At 72.9% G+C, this 15616-nt stretch carries 18 protein-coding genes; 9 read left to right on the top strand and 9 right to left on the bottom strand.

Going from position 1 to position 15616, the window contains the following annotated elements; all coding sequences use genetic code 11:
- The first annotated feature begins 29 nt into the window (after positions 1-29).
- Entirely contained in the window at positions 30-1079 is a 1050-nt protein-coding gene (locus tag H4687_RS10870; RefSeq protein WP_046914389.1) for a CopD family protein, read from the top strand.
- A gap of 56 nt (positions 1080-1135) precedes the next feature.
- Here H4687_RS10870 and H4687_RS10875 read toward each other — a convergent pair whose 3' ends face one another.
- The gene (locus tag H4687_RS10875; RefSeq protein ID WP_046914388.1) at positions 1136-1804 is read right to left on the bottom strand and encodes a lysoplasmalogenase; all 669 of its coding nucleotides are present in this window, start codon (positions 1802-1804) and stop codon (positions 1136-1138) included.
- Complete coding sequence (locus H4687_RS10880; RefSeq protein ID WP_046914387.1) at positions 1801-2766, bottom strand: sterol desaturase family protein; 966 nt, start codon at positions 2764-2766, stop codon at positions 1801-1803. The genes H4687_RS10875 and H4687_RS10880 overlap by 4 nt, the downstream gene beginning before the upstream one ends.
- Positions 2767-3043: 277 nt before the next feature.
- Between H4687_RS10880 and H4687_RS10885 the strand changes: the two genes are divergently transcribed.
- The 3 genes from H4687_RS10885 to H4687_RS10895 all read left to right on the top strand — a co-directional run bounded on the left by H4687_RS10885 (position 3044) and on the right by H4687_RS10895 (position 5255).
- Positions 3044-4039 carry a DEDDh family exonuclease gene (locus H4687_RS10885; RefSeq protein WP_046914409.1) on the top strand — a complete coding sequence of 332 codons (996 nt, stop codon included), beginning with the start codon at positions 3044-3046 and terminating at the stop codon, positions 4037-4039.
- 104 nt (positions 4040-4143) lie between these two features.
- On the top strand, positions 4144-4377 hold the full coding sequence (locus H4687_RS10890) for a hypothetical protein (protein ID WP_078531414.1): 234 nt from the start codon (positions 4144-4146) through the stop codon (positions 4375-4377).
- 80 nt (positions 4378-4457) lie between these two features.
- Positions 4458-5255, top strand: coding sequence for an SURF1 family cytochrome oxidase biogenesis protein (locus H4687_RS10895; RefSeq protein WP_046914386.1), 798 nt, complete (start codon positions 4458-4460; stop codon positions 5253-5255).
- Positions 5256-5703: 448 nt separating this feature from the next.
- On the opposite strand, the gene H4687_RS10900 is transcribed toward H4687_RS10895, so the two are convergent.
- The 3 genes from H4687_RS10900 to H4687_RS10910 are packed head-to-tail and all read right to left on the bottom strand — an operon-like array spanning position 5704 to position 8355.
- Positions 5704-5892, bottom strand: a complete 189-nt coding sequence (locus H4687_RS10900) for a YbdD/YjiX family protein (protein ID WP_046914385.1) — start codon at positions 5890-5892, stop codon at positions 5704-5706.
- On the bottom strand, positions 5889-8039 hold the full coding sequence (locus H4687_RS10905; RefSeq protein WP_046914384.1) for a carbon starvation CstA family protein: 2151 nt from the start codon (positions 8037-8039) through the stop codon (positions 5889-5891). The genes H4687_RS10900 and H4687_RS10905 overlap by 4 nt, the downstream gene beginning before the upstream one ends.
- 58 nt (positions 8040-8097) lie before the next feature.
- Positions 8098-8355 (bottom strand): DUF3311 domain-containing protein, encoded by a 258-nt coding sequence (locus tag H4687_RS10910; RefSeq protein WP_046914383.1) that lies wholly within the window; start codon positions 8353-8355, stop codon positions 8098-8100.
- Between the two features lie 167 nt (positions 8356-8522).
- Between H4687_RS10910 and H4687_RS10915 the strand changes: the two genes are divergently transcribed.
- Genes H4687_RS10915 through H4687_RS10935 form a run of 5 tightly spaced genes read left to right on the top strand, consistent with a single transcriptional unit; the run spans position 8523 to position 13654 of the window.
- On the top strand, positions 8523-10079 hold the full coding sequence (locus H4687_RS10915; RefSeq protein ID WP_046914382.1) for a sodium:solute symporter family protein: 1557 nt from the start codon (positions 8523-8525) through the stop codon (positions 10077-10079).
- Entirely contained in the window at positions 10076-10744 is a 669-nt protein-coding gene (locus H4687_RS10920) for a SigE family RNA polymerase sigma factor (RefSeq protein WP_404819272.1), read from the top strand. The genes H4687_RS10915 and H4687_RS10920 overlap by 4 nt, the downstream gene beginning before the upstream one ends.
- Positions 10741-11034 carry a hypothetical protein gene (locus H4687_RS10925; RefSeq protein ID WP_050398307.1) on the top strand — a complete coding sequence of 98 codons (294 nt, stop codon included), beginning with the start codon at positions 10741-10743 and terminating at the stop codon, positions 11032-11034. Before H4687_RS10920 ends, H4687_RS10925 begins: the two co-directional genes overlap by 4 nt.
- A 57-nt stretch (positions 11035-11091) precedes the next feature.
- Positions 11092-12894: a glycoside hydrolase family 15 protein gene (locus H4687_RS10930; RefSeq protein ID WP_050398308.1), complete on the top strand. Its 1803-nt coding sequence runs from the start codon at positions 11092-11094 to the stop codon at positions 12892-12894.
- A gap of 4 nt (positions 12895-12898) precedes the next feature.
- Positions 12899-13654, top strand: a complete 756-nt coding sequence (locus H4687_RS10935) for an SDR family oxidoreductase (RefSeq protein WP_046918956.1) — start codon at positions 12899-12901, stop codon at positions 13652-13654.
- Between the two features lie 49 nt (positions 13655-13703).
- Here H4687_RS10935 and amaP read toward each other — a convergent pair whose 3' ends face one another.
- The 4 genes from amaP to H4687_RS10955 are packed head-to-tail and all read right to left on the bottom strand — an operon-like array spanning position 13704 to position 15554.
- A complete protein-coding gene (gene amaP / locus H4687_RS10940; protein WP_046918957.1) occupies positions 13704-14282 on the bottom strand; it encodes an alkaline shock response membrane anchor protein AmaP in 579 nt (192 codons plus the stop codon).
- A 5-nt stretch (positions 14283-14287) separates the two neighbouring features.
- Positions 14288-15001 carry a DUF6286 domain-containing protein gene (locus H4687_RS10945; protein ID WP_046918958.1) on the bottom strand — a complete coding sequence of 238 codons (714 nt, stop codon included), beginning with the start codon at positions 14999-15001 and terminating at the stop codon, positions 14288-14290.
- Positions 14998-15372, bottom strand: coding sequence for an Asp23/Gls24 family envelope stress response protein (locus H4687_RS10950; RefSeq protein WP_046918959.1), 375 nt, complete (start codon positions 15370-15372; stop codon positions 14998-15000). The genes H4687_RS10945 and H4687_RS10950 overlap by 4 nt, the downstream gene beginning before the upstream one ends.
- The gene (locus tag H4687_RS10955) at positions 15369-15554 is read right to left on the bottom strand and encodes a hypothetical protein (RefSeq protein ID WP_046918960.1); all 186 of its coding nucleotides are present in this window, start codon (positions 15552-15554) and stop codon (positions 15369-15371) included. The genes H4687_RS10950 and H4687_RS10955 overlap by 4 nt, the downstream gene beginning before the upstream one ends.
- Positions 15555-15616 lie beyond the last annotated feature (62 nt).

The following is a 15616-nucleotide window of genomic DNA, read 5'->3' on the forward strand; positions in this document are numbered from 1 at the left end:
GTTCTGGTGCGACTGGTGAACTTTTCGGGGTGAGCCTGACGAGTGGGACCGCTGAGGCGACGGAGGCGGGGGCGGACGAGCCCGAGCACAGTGCCGGGCGACCGCCCTGCGGGCCCGGAGGCCGGGCCGGCAGGGCGGTCGTCGTGCTCGTCGTGCTGGGCGCGGGTGCGCTGATCCCCCTGCTCGGACCGCGTGCCGCGCTGGACGGCACGGGTGAGGCCGGGGCGCCCGGGACCGGGGGCGTCGCGCTGCTGCGGGCGGTGCTGCTGGCCGCGCTGTGTGTGCCGGTGGGCGAGCTGTTCGTGGGGTGGCTGGGGCGGCGGGTGCCGGGCGCCTCGCAGGAGGCGCCGCACAGTTGGGCGCCCTGGGCGGCGGTGGCCGGATTCGTGGCCGCGTCGGGGCTGGCCTCGGTGGTGGCCACGGGCAATCTGGTGCCGTACTCCCCCGCCGACCTGGACGTGGGCGGGCTGTACGCGACCCGGGACGGCAGACTCGCACTGCTGGAGGTGAACGCCTTCGCGGCGGCCGGCCTGCTCGCGCTCTCCCGCAGGCCGGCCGCCCAGGCGCTGCCCCTGACCGCGCTCGTCGTCGCGGAGGCCCTGCGGGCGCACCCCGCCACCGAGGACAGCCCGCTCGTCGGCACCGGCCTGACCCTGGTGCATCTGACGTGCGCGGCGCTGTGGGCGGGCGGACTGCTGCACGTCCTGCGGACGCTGCGCACGGGCGCGTGGCGCTCGACGCGGGCGGGCACCGCGTTGCTGGGCCGCTACGCGCGCGTGGCCGCCCTCCTGCTGGCCGCCGTCACCGCCACCGGCGTGTGGAGCACGCTGCGCCGCATGCCACCGGGCACGGCCCTGGACCAGCTGACGCAAACGGCGTACGGACGCGCCCTGTTGGCCAAGGTGCTCCTGGTCACCGCGGTCGCCGCCCTCGCCCTGCGAGCCCGGCGACGCCTGCGCCACCCGACCCACGACCGGCCCGACGCCGCCGCCTTCGCCCGCGCCGAGGTGGCCCTACTGGGCGCGGTCGTCGCGGTGTCGGCGCTGCTGACGGCACTGCCGGTACCGATCCGCTGGTGAGCGGCGCCGGGGGTCCGTGGTGCGAAGGGCGGTCGGTGGTCTCGTCGTTCGGTCCGTCAGAGCGGGTTCGCCGTGTCGTACGCCGGGGTGGCCGGGTGCCGGTCGCCGGGGCTGCCGAGGACGCCACGGACCAGCAGGTACTGGGCCGCCAGATAGGTGAGCATGATCCACAGGTCGGGGCGGGGCGGCTGCGGCCAGTCGGCCACGCCGGTCGCGATGAGCATGTCCGACACCACGAAGAGCGCGCCGCCGAGCCCCGCGAGGCGCCCGAGCCGTGCGGCGGCCCACGCCATCGTGGTCAGCAGGGCGCTGTAACCGGCGACGGGGAGCCGTAGGTCCGCCGGCAGACCGGGCCACAGACTCGCGACGGCGGCGACCAGGGCGAGGCCGTACCCGACGGCGTACGCGAGCCGCCTGGGCGGGTCGGACCTCCCGAACAGGACGAGATAGCAGACGTGGCCCGCGGCGAAGGAGGCCATCCCCGCGAGGAAGGCCGGTTCGGCGCCGGAGAGGAGCAGGACATCGCCGCCCCAGCCGAACAGCAGGGCCGCCGGCAGCGGCCGGGGCGCACCGCGCGTGTACGCGTACGCCGCGAGCAACGGCATCAGCAGGGGCTTGGCGACGGTGTGCCCGGGGGTGACGCCGAGGGCGAGGGCACCGAGGTCGACCACGGCGGCGGTCCCGAAGGCGACGAGGAGGGCGGTTGCCCCGTCCGGTCGTCTCACGCGGCGGTCTCCTCGACGGCGGCCGCGCCCCGGCCGGCCGGCCCGTCCTGCTGGGCCGTCGCGTCCTGCTCGGACGCCGGGGCGCGCTCGGCCGCCGGGGCACGCTCGGCCGCCGGGGCGCGCTCGGGCGGCTGTGCGGGCTGCCAGCCGGGCCCGCGGAAGACCCGGCCCGCCCGCTCGCCCCAACCGCTCGCCCGCTTCAGGTCCCTGGCGATGGAGACGTACTCGTGGGTGGCGACCCGCAGCGGGTTGAACGTGTCGATGTTCTTCGTCAGCCCGTACACCGGCCGCTCGGTCTCCTCCACGAAGGACCCGAAGAGCCGGTCCCAGACGATGAGGATGCCGCCGAAGTTACGGTCCAGATAACCGCCCTGAGAGGCGTGGTGGACCCGGTGGTGCGAGGGCGTGTTGAACACGAACTCGAACGCGCGGGGCAGCTTCCCGACCCGCTCGGTGTGGATCCAGAACTGGTAGACGAGGTTGGCGGAGGAGCAGAAGGCGAGCGCGGCCGGGTGCACGCCGAGGGCGACGAGCGGGACGTAGAAGGGCCAGACGGTCAGCGTCGTCCAGGGCTGCCGCAGGGCTGTGGTCAGGTTGAACCTGCGGCTGGAGTGGTGGACCACGTGACAGGCCCAGAGGATCCGGATCACGTGGTGGCCGCGGTGCGACCAGTAGTAGAAGAAGTCCTGCGCGAGCAGCATCAGCGGGATCGTCCACCACAGGACGGGGACGCGCAGCGGGGTCAACTCGTGGACGGCCGTGTAGATCGCGACGATCGGGATCTTCCAGAGGAAGTCGAAGGCGAGGCTCCCGAGTCCCATGCCGACACTGGTCGCGGAGTCCTTCCTCTCGTACCCGGCGGCATCGTCGTCCGGATGGATCCGGACACTGATCACCTCGATCACGGTGAGCAGCACGAAGGCGGGTATCGACCACAGCACGACATCGGGCAGGTTCGGCATGTGGGCACCGTAGATCCGCTGGTCGGCGGCGGCTAGACGGTGTTACTGACAAGTATTTCCGGCGGTACGCGCTTGCTTCTTGGCGCCCTCCACCAATACGGGGGTACGGGGCACACGGTCGGCGGGGCGCCCCCGCCGACGACGCGAGCGCCGTCGGGCGCCCACACCTCGGGCGACTGCCGCGCACCCGTGCGGAGTTGTACGGCACCGAGCCCGACCTGCCTCGCCCGCAGACGCGGTAACAGGCTGTCAGTCGCGGCCCGTATCCTCAGTGACCATGCTCGAAGACCACACGACCGCAGCGTCGCAGGCGCCTTGGCCGGCCGCGTACCCACAGGGGTACGCGGTCGTCGACGTGGAGACGACCGGACTGTCCCGGGACGACCGGATAATCTCCGCGGCCGTGTACAGACTGGACGCGCGGGGCGAGGTCGAGGACCACTGGTACACGCTGGTGAATCCCGAGCGGGACCCCGGGCCGGTGTGGATCCACGGGCTGACCAGTGACGTGCTCGAAGGGGCGCCGCTCTTCCGGGAGATCGCGCAGGAGTTCTCGTCGCGGCTCGCCGACCGTGTACTCGTCGCGCACAACGCGGTGTTCGACTGGTCGATGATCGCCCGCGAGTACGCGCGCGCGGAGACCGAGGCGCCCGTGCGGCAGCGGCTGTGCACGATCGCGCTGTCGAAGGAGCTGGGCCTGCCGCTGCCCAACCACAAACTGGAGTCGCTGGCGGCGCACTTCGGGGTGGTCCAGCAGCGGGCGCACCACGCCCTGGACGACGCGCGGGTGCTGGCGGAGGCGTTCCGGCCGAGCCTGCGGGTCGCCGCCGCGGGCAACGTTCGGCTCCCGCTGCACGAGTGCCGGCCACTGACCGAGTGGCGGGACAGCCCCGCCGCGCCCCGGATCGGGCAGCAGGCGGGCCCCGGCGGCCACGCCAGCTACCGGCCCACCAGTTGGCGGCCCGCACGGAAGCGGCCCGCCTGCCCGCACCCCAACCCCGGGCGTTACGAAGACGGCAAACCGCTCAAGCAGGGCATGCGGGTCGCCTTCTCCGGGGACACGTCGATCGAACGCGATCTGCTGGAGGACCGCGCGATCGAGGCCGGGCTGCACGTGGCGACCAGCCTGTCCCGGGTGACCAGTCTGCTCGTCACCAACGACCCGGACTCGAACACGTCGAAGGTCGTCAAGGCCCGGCAGTACGGGACACCGGTCGTGGACGAGGCGGCGTTCGGACAGCTGCTGCGCGATGTCGAGCCCGCCGACGGGTGAGCGGCGCGGCGGCCCGCGGCGGCGGCCGTACGGATGGGTGATTGACGCGCGACTCGCCCGCCGCCCGCTCGCCCGCGCGGTGGTGACGGCTCACCCTGTGGCGCATGGCGAGATGCGAAGTTTGCGGCAATGACTACGGCATGACCTTCGAGATCCACGCACAGGGCGCGGTGCACGTCTTCGACTGCTTCTCCTGCGCGATCCACCGCATGGCCCCCATCTGCGAGCACTGCCGGGTGCAGATCATCGGCCAGGGCGTCGAGGTCGAGGGCCACTGGTACTGCGGCGCCCACTGCGCGCGGGCCGAGGGGAAGGCGGGCATCGTCGACAAAGTCTGACCGCGCCCCCGCGGGGCCCGACGAGGTCCGAGCGCCCACCCGCCCGAAAACACCCCACGACCGAGTTGTACGGTCGTGGGGTGTACCGCTTCCTGTTGTCCCGGCAGTGGGTGATCCTCACTCTGCTCTCGCTCGTCCTGATCCCGACCATGGTCAGGCTGGGCATCTGGCAGATGCATCGTTACGAGGAGCGCAGCGCCCGGAATCAGCTCGTCGCCGACGCGCTGGCCGCGAAGCCGGTGCCCGTGGAGCGGCTGACCTCCCCCGGGCACGCCGTCACCAGCGCCGAGCGCTACCGCACGGTGACCGCGAAGGGCCGCTTCGACACCGACGACGAGGTCGTCGTCCGCCGCCGCGTCAACGCCGACGACGAGGTCGGCTTCCACGTCCTGACCCCGTTCGTGCTCGACGACGGCAAGGTGCTGCTCGTCAACCGGGGCTGGATCCCGGCCGACGGACCGAGCCAGACCGCGTTCCCGAAGATCCCCGCGCCGGCCGCCGGTGAGATCACCGTCACGGGACGGCTGATGCCGGACGAGACGACCGAGGCGAGCGGGATCAAGGATCTCCAGGGCCTGCCGGACCGGCAGATCATGCTGATCGACAGCGAGCGGGAGGCGGACCGCCTCGGCGTCCGGGTGCTCGGCGGCTACCTCGTGCAGACGGCGCCCGAGCCGAACGGCGACACCCCGGAGCAGCTCGGCAGTCCCGGCGACGAGAACGCCGCGCTGAACTACGCCTACGCGCTGCAGTGGTGGCTCTTCGCCCTCGGTGTCCCGATCGGCTTCGTCATCCTCGTCCGCCGTGAGCGGCGCGACCGTGCGGAGGCCGCGACCGCCGCCGCGGAGGAGAGGGAGACGGCGTCCGCTCCGGCGTAGACGCGCGTGTTCCCGGCGCGGGTCTCAGGTCCGGCCCCGGCCACCCCTCGCTCTCTCCCGCCAGTACGCGAACATGCGTTCCGGCTCGGGCAGCAGGTCCCACGGGTGGCGTCTCAGCATCTCTGGATCCGGGGTCGGGGGTGGGCGTGGAGTGCGTTGTCGGGTGCGGGTGAGTGGGGGCTGGCCGCGCAGTTCCCCGCGCCCCTGAGAAGCAGGGCTGCGCCCCGTGCTTCTCAGGCCCGCAGAACCGTTGGCTTCCAGGCCCGGAGGACCGTGGCCCCGCGGGACCTGGTCTTGCGGGCCCCGCGGGGCCTGGGCTTTCAGGCCCGCGGGGCCTGGGCTTTCAGGGGCGCGGGGAACTGCGTGAGAAGCCCCACCGGACCCGCACCCGCCGAAGAGACCCGCACCCCGGCCGGGCGGGCCGGCCCAGGGGGCCTGCCCGCCGCGCTCAGCAGCAGCGGCCCTCCGGGTGCTCCTCTCTCCGCCGGGTCCGCAGGACGTCGTACTCCCTGCGGGTCGGGAGCGGGGCCTTCGGGTGGTGGCGGCGGTGGCGGTCGCAGTAGCGGTCGTACTCGGCCTCGCCGGTCAGCTCCCGCAGGTACCAGCGCACCCCGCGCACCCAGTTCCGGACGGTCACCGGCGAGCCCCCACCAGCTCCTTCTCGGAGTCCCCCGCGTCGAGGCGGGACTCCACGTACGGCGTCTCGGTGGACGGCAGCGGGACCGGGGAGCGTACGGCGCGGACGCACACCACGGCGCAGTTGACCAGGACCGTGAGGACCAGGAGCAGGAAGATCGCCATGATCACTCCGTCGACCGTGTTGTTGAGGACGATCGTGTGCATGTCGTCCATGTTCGTGGCGCCCGGCAGCAGTTCGCCCTTGTCGATGGCCGCCGCGTACTTGTCCCGCAGGGCGAAGAAGCCGATCGCGGGGTTGTCCGAGAAGATCTTCTGCCAGCCGGCGGTGAAGGTGACGGCCACGTCCCAGGCCAGCGGGATGCCGGTGACCCAGGCCCAGCGCAGCTTGCCGGACTTGATGAGCACGGTGGTGGTGACGGCCAGGGCGACGGCGGCGAGCAGCTGGTTGGCGATGCCGAAGAGGGGGAACAGCTGCTTGATCCCGCCGAGGGGGTCGGTGACACCGGCGTAGAGGAAGTAGCCCCAGGCGCCGACGACCAGGGCGCTGGTGATCCAGATGCCCGGCTTCCAGGTGACGCGGCCGATCGGCTTCCAGACGTTGCCGAGCATGTCCTGCAGCATGAAGCGGCCCACACGGGTGCCGGCGTCGACCGTGGTGAGGATGAACAGGGCCTCGAACATGATCGCGAAGTGGTACCAGAAGGCCTTCATCCCGGCGCCGCCGAAGACCCCGGCGAAGATCTCCGACATGCCGACGGCCAGGGTGGGCGCGCCACCCGAGCGGCCGACGAGGGTCTCCTCCTCGACCGCCCTGGCCGCCGCGGTGAGCTGTTCCGGGGTGATGGTGAAGCCGAGGTTCTTGACCGCCTCGGCGGCGGTGTCGACGGTCGGGCCGAGCAGCGCGGCCGGGGAGTTCATGGCGTAGAAGAGGCCGGGTTCGAGGACGCAGGCGGCGATGAGGGCCATGACGGCGACGAAGGACTCCGTGAGCATGGCGCCGTAGCCGATCAGCCGGACCTGCGACTCCTTCCGGATCAGCTTCGGCGTGGTGCCGGAGGAGACCAGGGCGTGGAAGCCGGACAGGGCGCCGCAGGCGATGGTGATGAAGAGGAAGGGGAAGAGAGAGCCGGCGAAGACCGGTCCGGCGCCGGTGTGCGCGAACTCGGTGACCGGCTCGGCGCGGAGGTTCGGGGCGGCGATGACGACACCGACGGCCATCAGGGCGATGGTGCCGACCTTCATGAAGGTGGAGAGGTAGTCGCGCGGGGCCAGCAGCATCCACACGGGGAGCACGGAGGCGACGAAGCCGTAGCCGACCAGGCAGAAGACCAGGGTCTCGGGGCTCCAGACGAAGTACTCGGCGAGCGAGGAGTCCTGGATCCACCCGCCGCCGAGGATGGCGAGCAGCAGCAGGGCGACGCCGATGAAGCTGGTCTCCACGACCCGGCCGGGGCGCAGGTAGCGCAGGTAGAAGCCCATGAAAAGGGCGATCGGGATGGTCATGGCGACCGAGAAGGTGCCCCAGGGGGACTCGGCGAGGGCGTTGACGACGACCATCGCGAGGACCGCGAGCAGGATGATCATGATGGCGAAGACACCGATCAGCGCGGCGGCACCGCCGACCTTGCCGATCTCGTCCCGGGCCATCTGACCGAGGCTCTTGCCGTCCCGGCGCATGGAGAGGAAGAGGACGATCATGTCCTGCACCGCACCGGCGAAGATCACGCCCGCGATGATCCAGATCGTGCCCGGCAGATAGCCCATCTGCGCCGACAGCACCGGCCCGACCAGGGGGCCCGCGCCGGCGATGGCCGCGAAGTGGTGGCCGAACAGCACCCGCTTGTCGGTGGGGTGGTAGTCGACGCCGTCCTCCAGGCGTTCGGCCGGCGTGGCCCGGGTGTCGTCGACCTTGAGGACCCGGCGGGCGATGAACCGCGAGTAGAAGCGGTAGCCGATCGCGTACGAACCGAGGGCCGCCATGAGCAGCCAGACCGCCGAGATCTCCTCGCCCCGGGACAGCGCGAGCACGGCCCAGCCGATGGCGCCGACGAGGGCCACGGATATCCACAGCGCGATCGATCTGGGCGACATGCGGGATTTCTCCGGGTACTCCGGACCGGATTCGGGCATGACTGAGGTGGACATGGCGGCTCCTGATGTCAGCGGGTGTGCGTGCGGCAGGGAGGAGTGGGGCGGGGGCGGCTCAGGGATGGGGCTCGGAGCGCTGTCCGTCCGAGCGCTGTCCTCGCGGACGACGGCGGTCGGTCAGCGCGTACGCGGCGAGCAGGCACAGGCCGCATCCCGGGACCCAGGCGAGCTGGTACCAGTAGAAGAACGGCGTGCCCGCGAGCCGGGGCTCCGCGCCGGCGTACCAGGGCACCCACAGCAGTCCCGCGGCCGGGGCGAGGAGCAGGACGGCGGTCGCGACGCGCCGTAGCCGCTGGTGAGCGTGGGGTTCCATGGGCTGTGCTCCTCTCCCGATCGCTGTGGGTCTGTGCAAGAGTTGCCCACCCGCCGGATCCGGTTGACACCGAATTTCCAGAAGATTTCCCGCCGCTTCGTGTCCTCCGAACCGGCCGTCCGCGCAACCAACACGCGAGGGCCCAGGCACACCAAGGACGGTGACCCATGGCGGACGCTGCCATGACCGCGACGTTCCTCGCCGTGATCGGCGGAGCGTCGCTGCTCGCCGTCACCGCGCGCCGGCTGCGCCCCACCGACCGGCTGCCCTCGCTGGAGGGCTGGGCGCTGGCCGACCGGAGCCTCGGCCCGGTGTGGACCTGGCTGCTGCTGGGCGGCACGATCTTCACCGCGTACACCTTCACCGCCGTGCCCGGCCTCGCGTACGGCAACGGGGCGCCCGCCTTCTTCGCGGTGCCGTACACGGTGATCGTCTGCCCGCTGGCCTTCGTCCTGCTGACCCGGCTGTGGGAGGTGGCCCGGCGGCACGGCTATGTGACGGCCGGGGACTTCGTGCGCGGGCGGTACGGTTCGGCGCCGCTCGCCCTGGTGGTGGCACTGACCGGGATCCTCGCGACGATGCCCTATCTGGCGTTGCAGCTGCTCGGCATCAGGGCCGTACTGACGGCCGGGGGCGTCTATCCGAAGGGCGCGGCCGGTGACCTCGTGATGGTCGCGCTGTTCGCGGGGCTCGCGGTGGCGACATACCGGCACGGGCTGCGGGCGCCCGCCGTGATCTCGGCGCTGAAGGCGGTGGCCGTCTTCGTGTCGCTGACCGCCGTGTGCTGGCTGGTGCTGGAACGGTTCGGCGGCCCGGGCGCGGTCTTCGAGGGCGCGGCCCGGCGGCTCGGCGGCACCGGGGTCGAGGGGTCCGCCCTCCTGCTGGCCCCCGAACAGCAGCCCGCCTACGCCACCCTCGCGCTCGGCTCGGCGCTGGCCCTGCTGATGTACCCGCACGTCCTCACCGCCGGGTTCGCCGCCGACGGGCCGCGCACGGTCCGCAAGGTCGCGGTGGCGCTGCCCGCCTGGACGGGGCTGCTGGCCCTCTTCGGCTTCCTCGGGATCGCGGCGCTCGCGTCCGGGGTGCGGGCACCCGAGGGCGGTGCGGAGGCGGCCGTGCCGATGCTGGTGGACCGGCTGATGCCGGCACCGCTGGCCGGACTGGTGTTCGGCGCGATCACCGTGGGCGCGCTGGTCCCGGCGGCGGTGATGTCGATCGCGGCCGCCACCGGCTTCGTCCGCAACGTGTACGTCGAGTACTTCCAGCCCACCGCCACACCCAAGCGCCAGGTGCGCATCGCCAAGGCGGTGTCGCTGACCGCGAAGGTGGGGGCGGTGGCGTTCGTGTTCGGACTGCGCGACCAGGACGCCATCAACCTCCAGCTCCTCGGCGGGGTGTGGATCCTGCAGATCTTCCCGGCGGTGGCGGTCGGCCTCTTCACCGGACGGCTGCACCCCCGGGCCCTGCTCGCCGGATGGGGCGTGGGCATGGTGACCGGCACGTTCCTGGTGGTGCGCGAGGGGTTCTCGTCCATCGTGCTCCTGGGCGGCGGCTCGCTGGAGATCTACGCCGGCCTGCTCGCGCTCCTGCTCAATCTGACCGTCGCCGTCGTCGGCACCGCGGTCCTCGAACGGCTCGGTGTCCCGCGCGGCGCCGACGCGACCGGCCTACCGTCCCGCCTGACCGTCAGGCGGCGCCCCGAGACGGGAGCGAGCAACCCGTGAGACGCAGACAGCACCTACGCGTGCCGGTGCCCCCGGCCGTTTCCGGACCCGTGACCGCCGCCGGGTCCCGGAGCCCGGTGCCGGCCCCGGCCGCCGCCGAACCCCTGATACCGCAGCCGGGGCTGGTCCCGAACCAGGCCCTGCCGCCGGGCGCCCTCAGTGATCCCGCCGACGTGGAGCGCGAGGCGGGCGTCGCCCGGCTGTTCGAGCTGCACTACTCCTCGATGCTGCGGCTCGCGGTGCTGCTGGGCGCCGACGACCCCGAGAACGTGGTGGCCGAGGCGTACTACCAGATCTACCGCAAGTGGCGGCGCCTCAGGGACGCCGAGGCGGCGGAGGCGTATCTGCGGTCGACGGTCTGCAATCTGACCCGGATGCGGATACGGCACCTCCAGGTCGCCCGCAGGCATGTCGAGACGCCCGCGGCCGAGGAGCCGGTCGCCTCCGCCGAGAGCACCGCGCTGCTCCACGACGACCAGCGGGTGCTGATCGGCGCGCTCCAGCACCTGCCCGCCCGGCAGCGGGAGGCACTCGTGCTGCGCCACTGGCTGGGGCTGAAGGAGAGCGAGATCGCGGCCGCGATGGGGATCTCCTGCGGCTCGGTCAAGACCCACACCGCACGCGGCCTCGCCGCCCTGACCCAGGCGATGGAGGCCAGGCGATGAACGACACCACCGGCAACGACACCGGCCGGGACCGCACCGAGCGGGAGCTGGCCGAGGCGCTCGCCGCACTGGCGGGCGGGGTCCACGCCGCCCCGGACGCCTACCGCACGGCCCGCGGCGACTGGCTCCGCCGCGAACGCCACCGCCGCCTCGTCCTCGCGGTCCTCGTCCTCGTGGTCTTCACCCTCGCCACCCTGCTCGGCCTGTGGGTCCTCAACCAGGCCCCCTCCGGCTCCGGGGTGATCTTCTCCGGGGTGGGAGGGACGACGGCGGGGGCGGGGCCGGGCTGACCCTCCCCTTCCGGTTCCCGCCGGATTGATCACCCCGGGCCCGGGAACCCGCACCCCGTGCACCCCCGCATCGAGGACTACGCGCTCATCGGCGACCACCAGACGGCCGCGCTGGTGAACCGCCACGGTTCCATCGACTGGCTCTGCCTGCCCCGCTTCGACTCGGCCGCCTGCTTCGCCGCGCTGCTCGGCGACCAGGAGAACGGGCACTGGACGATCGCGCCCCGAGGAGGCGGAACCTGCGCGCGGCGGGCCTACCGGCACGACTCGCTCGTCCTCGACACCGAGTGGGAGACCGACGAGGGCACGGTACGGGTCACCGACCTGATGCCGCAGCGCGACCGCTCCCCCGATGTCGTACGCATCGTGGAGGGCCTGTCCGGCCGGGTGACCATGCGCAGCACCGTGCGCCTGCGCTTCGACTACGGCTCGGCCGTGCCGTGGATGCGCAGGTCGGACGGTCACCGTGTGGCGGTCGCCGGACCGGACTCGGTGTGGCTGCGCAGCGAACCCGGGGTGCGGTCGTGGAGCGAGGACCGCGCCACGTACGCGGAGTTCACGGTCGGACCGGGCGAGAAGGTCGCGTTCGTGCTGACCTGGCACCCCTCGCACGAGCCCCGGCCCCGCCTCGTCGACCCGTACGAGTCGCTGGAGACGAGCCTGCACGACTGGCGGGCCTGGGCCGCGCGCTGCCGGTACACCGGCCCGCACCGGGACACCGTGGTCCGCTCCCTGATCACCCTCAAGGCGCTCACCTATGCCCCGACCGGCGGGATCGTCGCGGCCGCCACCACCTCCCTGCCCGAGGAGATCGGCGGCGTCCGCAACTGGGACTACCGCCACTGCTGGCTGCGCGACTCCACCCTCACCCTCGGCGCGCTGCTGTCCTGCGGCTACCAGGAGGAGGCAGAGGCCTGGCGTGACTGGCTGCTGCGCGCGGCTGCGGGCGACCCGGCCGACCTGCAGATCATGTACGGCCTGGCCGGTGAGCGCCGCATCCCCGAGTACGACCTGCCCTGGCTGTCCGGGTACGAGGACTCGCGTCCGGTCCGGGTCGGCAACGACGCCGTACGGCAGTTGCAGTTGGACGTGTACGGCGAGGTCATGGACTCCGTGTTCGTGTCACGGCGTGCGGGTCTGCCCGACAAGCCGGACATGTGGCGGATGCAGTGCGCGCTGATGGAGTACCTGCGCTCGGCCTGGCGCAAGCCGGACGAGGGGCTGTGGGAGGTGCGCGGGCCGCGCCGCCACTTCACGCACTCCAAGGTGATGTGCTGGGTGGCCGCCGACCGGGCCGTGCGCACCCTGGAGGACGACCCGACGCTGACCGGCGGCGACCTCGAAGGCTGGCGGGCCCTGCGCGACGAGATCCACCGCGAGGTCTGCGACCGGGCCTACGACCCCGAGCGGGGCACCTTCACCCAGTCCTACGGCTCCCGCGAACTCGACGCCTCGCTGCTGCTCATCCCCCTCATGGGCTTCCTGCCGCCGGACGACCCCCGGGTCGTCGGCACCGTCGACGCGATCCGCGCGGAGCTGAGCCACGAGGGGCTGGTCCGCCGCTACGGCCTCGACCACCGCACGGCCGCGACCACCTCCGTCGACGGCCTGCCGGGCGGCGAGGGCACGTTCCTCGTCTGTTCGTTCTGGCTGGCGGACGCACTGCATCTGACGGGCCGCACGGCCGAGGCGCGGGAGCTGTTCGAACGGCTCGTGGGGCTGGTCAACGACGTGGGGCTGCTGGCGGAGGAGTACGACCCCGTCGCGGGCCGGCAGCTCGGGAACTTCCCCCAGGCGTTCAGCCACGTCGGTCTCGTGGGCACCGCCCTCGCCCTCTTCGACGGGAAGGAGGCAGGATAGGGCCATGGATCTTGGGCTGAAGGACCGTGTCTACATCGTCACCGGAGCGACCCGCGGACTGGGTCACGCGGTCGCGCGCGAACTCGTCGCCGACGGCGCGAAGGTGGTCGTCACGGGCCGCGAGGAGGAGAGCGTCGGGGCGGCGGCGGCCGCGCTCGGGGGGAACGCGGTGGGCGTCGCCGTGGACAACGCCGACCCCGGGGCCGCCGGGCTGCTGATCGCCGCCGCGCGCGAACGCTTCGGGCGCTTCGACGGCATCCTGGTCAGCGTGGGCGGGCCGGCGCCCGGGTTCGTCGCCGACAACACGGACGAACAGTGGACCGCCGCGTTCGAGTCGGTGTTCCTGGGGGCGGTCCGGCTGGCGCGGGCCGCGGCCGAGGAACTGGGCGAGGGCGGTGTCATCGGGTTCGTGCTGTCCGGGTCCGTGCACGAGCCGATCCCCGGGCTGACCATCTCGAACGGGCTGCGGCCGGGGCTGGCCGGGTTCGCCAAGTCGCTCTCCGACGAGCTGGGGCCGCGGGGCATCCGGGTCGTGGGGCTGCTCCCGGCGCGTATCGACACGGACCGGGTGCGTGAGCTGGACGGGCTGTCGGCGGACCCGGAGGCGACGCGGGCCGCGCACGAGTCGCGGATCCCGCTGCGGCGGTACGGGCGACCGGAGGAGTTCGGGCGTGCGGGCGCCTTCCTGCTGTCCCCGGCCGCGTCCTATCTGACGGGGATCATGCTGCCGGTGGACGGCGGGATGCGGCACGGGTTCTGACGGCCCGGGAGACCAGCCCGGACGCGCCGGGGCGAGGTGGGGCTGACCGTCAACTCACCCTCTCCGCACGGTGCCTGGCCGCGCGCAGTGCGACCTCCGCCGGGAGCGCGGCCAGTCCGGCCGAGTCCTTGGCATGGGTCAGGGCCTGGGACGTCAGGGTGCGCAGGGCGTCGCCCGGGTTCACATGGGGCTGGAGGAGGAGGCGGACCCGGGCCTCGGGGGCGTTGCGGCGCCCCGTCAGGCGGGTGTGGGCCCGTTCGACACCGTCCGCCTCGGCGGCCTCGGTGGTGAGCACGCCCTCCAGTGCCCGTCCGCGCAGCAACGCGCCCTCGCCGTCGCCGGTGTCGACGAGCACCTCGGCGAGGCGGTGGCGCCGCAGGACCGCCGTCAGCCACCACAGGGCGAGCAGGACAAGCACGGCGAGCACGGCGATGACGGTGGGCCACCACCAGCCGGAGTCGTGCCACCGGGTGCGGTCGGCGTCGCTGAGCAGGACGTCCTTCTTGCCGTCGTGCGGCCACCACGAGGGCGGGTCCACACCCAGTCCGACGGCGAGGACGGCGCCGCCGACCACCGCCAGCACGAGTCCGACGACTGCGAGCAGCATCCGGTTGACGATCCTCAGCATCGCGCTCACCCCTTCCGGCCGGGCCGGCGGACATGCACCGACAGAGCGGGCGGCCGGGACAGGCCGAGCCCCCGGATGCCGTCGGCGAGCATGACGTCCAGGTCGGCCCGTACCTCGTCGAGTTCCCGGAAGTGGGACACCGCGCGGACGTCGACCCGCCTGCGGCCCGCCCGGACCCGTACGGACTGCACCCCGGACACCTCCATGGCCCGGTCGCGCAGGGCCAGCGCGGCGGCGTCCCGGTGCAGTCCGGCCCGTACCCGGGGGTGGACACGCCGCATCGGCAGGACGTCACGCAGTCCGGGGGTCGCGGCGAGCACCAGCAGCCAGAGGCCGAGGAGCACGGCGACCGAGGCGCCGACGAGCACCCAGATGTCGTCGAGGGGGCGCTCGGCGAGTTCCCCGGCCAGCGAACGGCGCCACTGCATGGCGGGCCGGCCGGCGCGGACGGCGACGACGTCGTACAGCAGCAGGCCGAGACCCGCGAGGAGCACGGCGGCGAGGATGCCCGCGGGGATTCTGCGCGCGGACCAGAAGCGTTTCTCCCCGCCGTTCTCGCCGTCGCGGACCGGCGGCGGGTCGTACGCGGCGGCGGACGCGGACTGGTCCGGCTCGCGGTCGGCGGTCCTTCCGTCCGCGCCCGTGCCGTCGGTGTCGTCGGCCTTCTCGATGACGGGTAGTCGTCGCGTGGTGCCTTCGGAGCGCTCGGGTTCGCTCATCGCGTCCTCGCCTGTGCCACGTCGTGTGCGTGCGCCGGGTACAGCCGTTCGACGTGGACGGCCACCTCCGACACGTGCATTCCCGCCAACGTCGCTACCCGCTCGACGACATGACGACGCACCGCGGCGCACTGGCCCCCGATGTCCGAGGGGTAGGGGAGCCCGAGACTGACCGTCACGCGCGCGGTCTCGTGATGGACGAGGACGGTGGCGTTCGGGGGCGCGGAGTCCGGCGTCGGCGCCACCATTGCCTCGCGCGCCGCCTGCGCGGCGATCTTCGCGACCACTCGGTCGGCGATCCGGATCGCCCCGCGCTCACCGGGCTCGACGGCCCCGCGCTCCGCGGGACGGCCGCTGCCAGGCGGGTTCATCGGCGTCGGTCGTCACGTGGGCGGAAGAAGTCGCCCGGTTCCAGGTCCCCCGCCAGGAACCGGCCGACGACGAAGCCGACGGCACCCAGCGCGGCCACCAGCAGGAAGGCGCCGAATCCGCCGAAGTACCCGGCGAAGCCCAGCGCCATGCCGGCGATCATGCCGATCATGGCCAAGCTCATCCTGTGCTCCTAGACACTCCAAGACTCCTGACGTACGTGGTGGGCCGGGTGCTCGACGGCCG

Source organism: Streptomyces stelliscabiei (genome assembly GCF_014873495.1).
In the GTDB taxonomy this organism is placed as follows: Bacteria; Actinomycetota; Actinomycetes; order Streptomycetales; family Streptomycetaceae; genus Streptomyces; species Streptomyces bottropensis.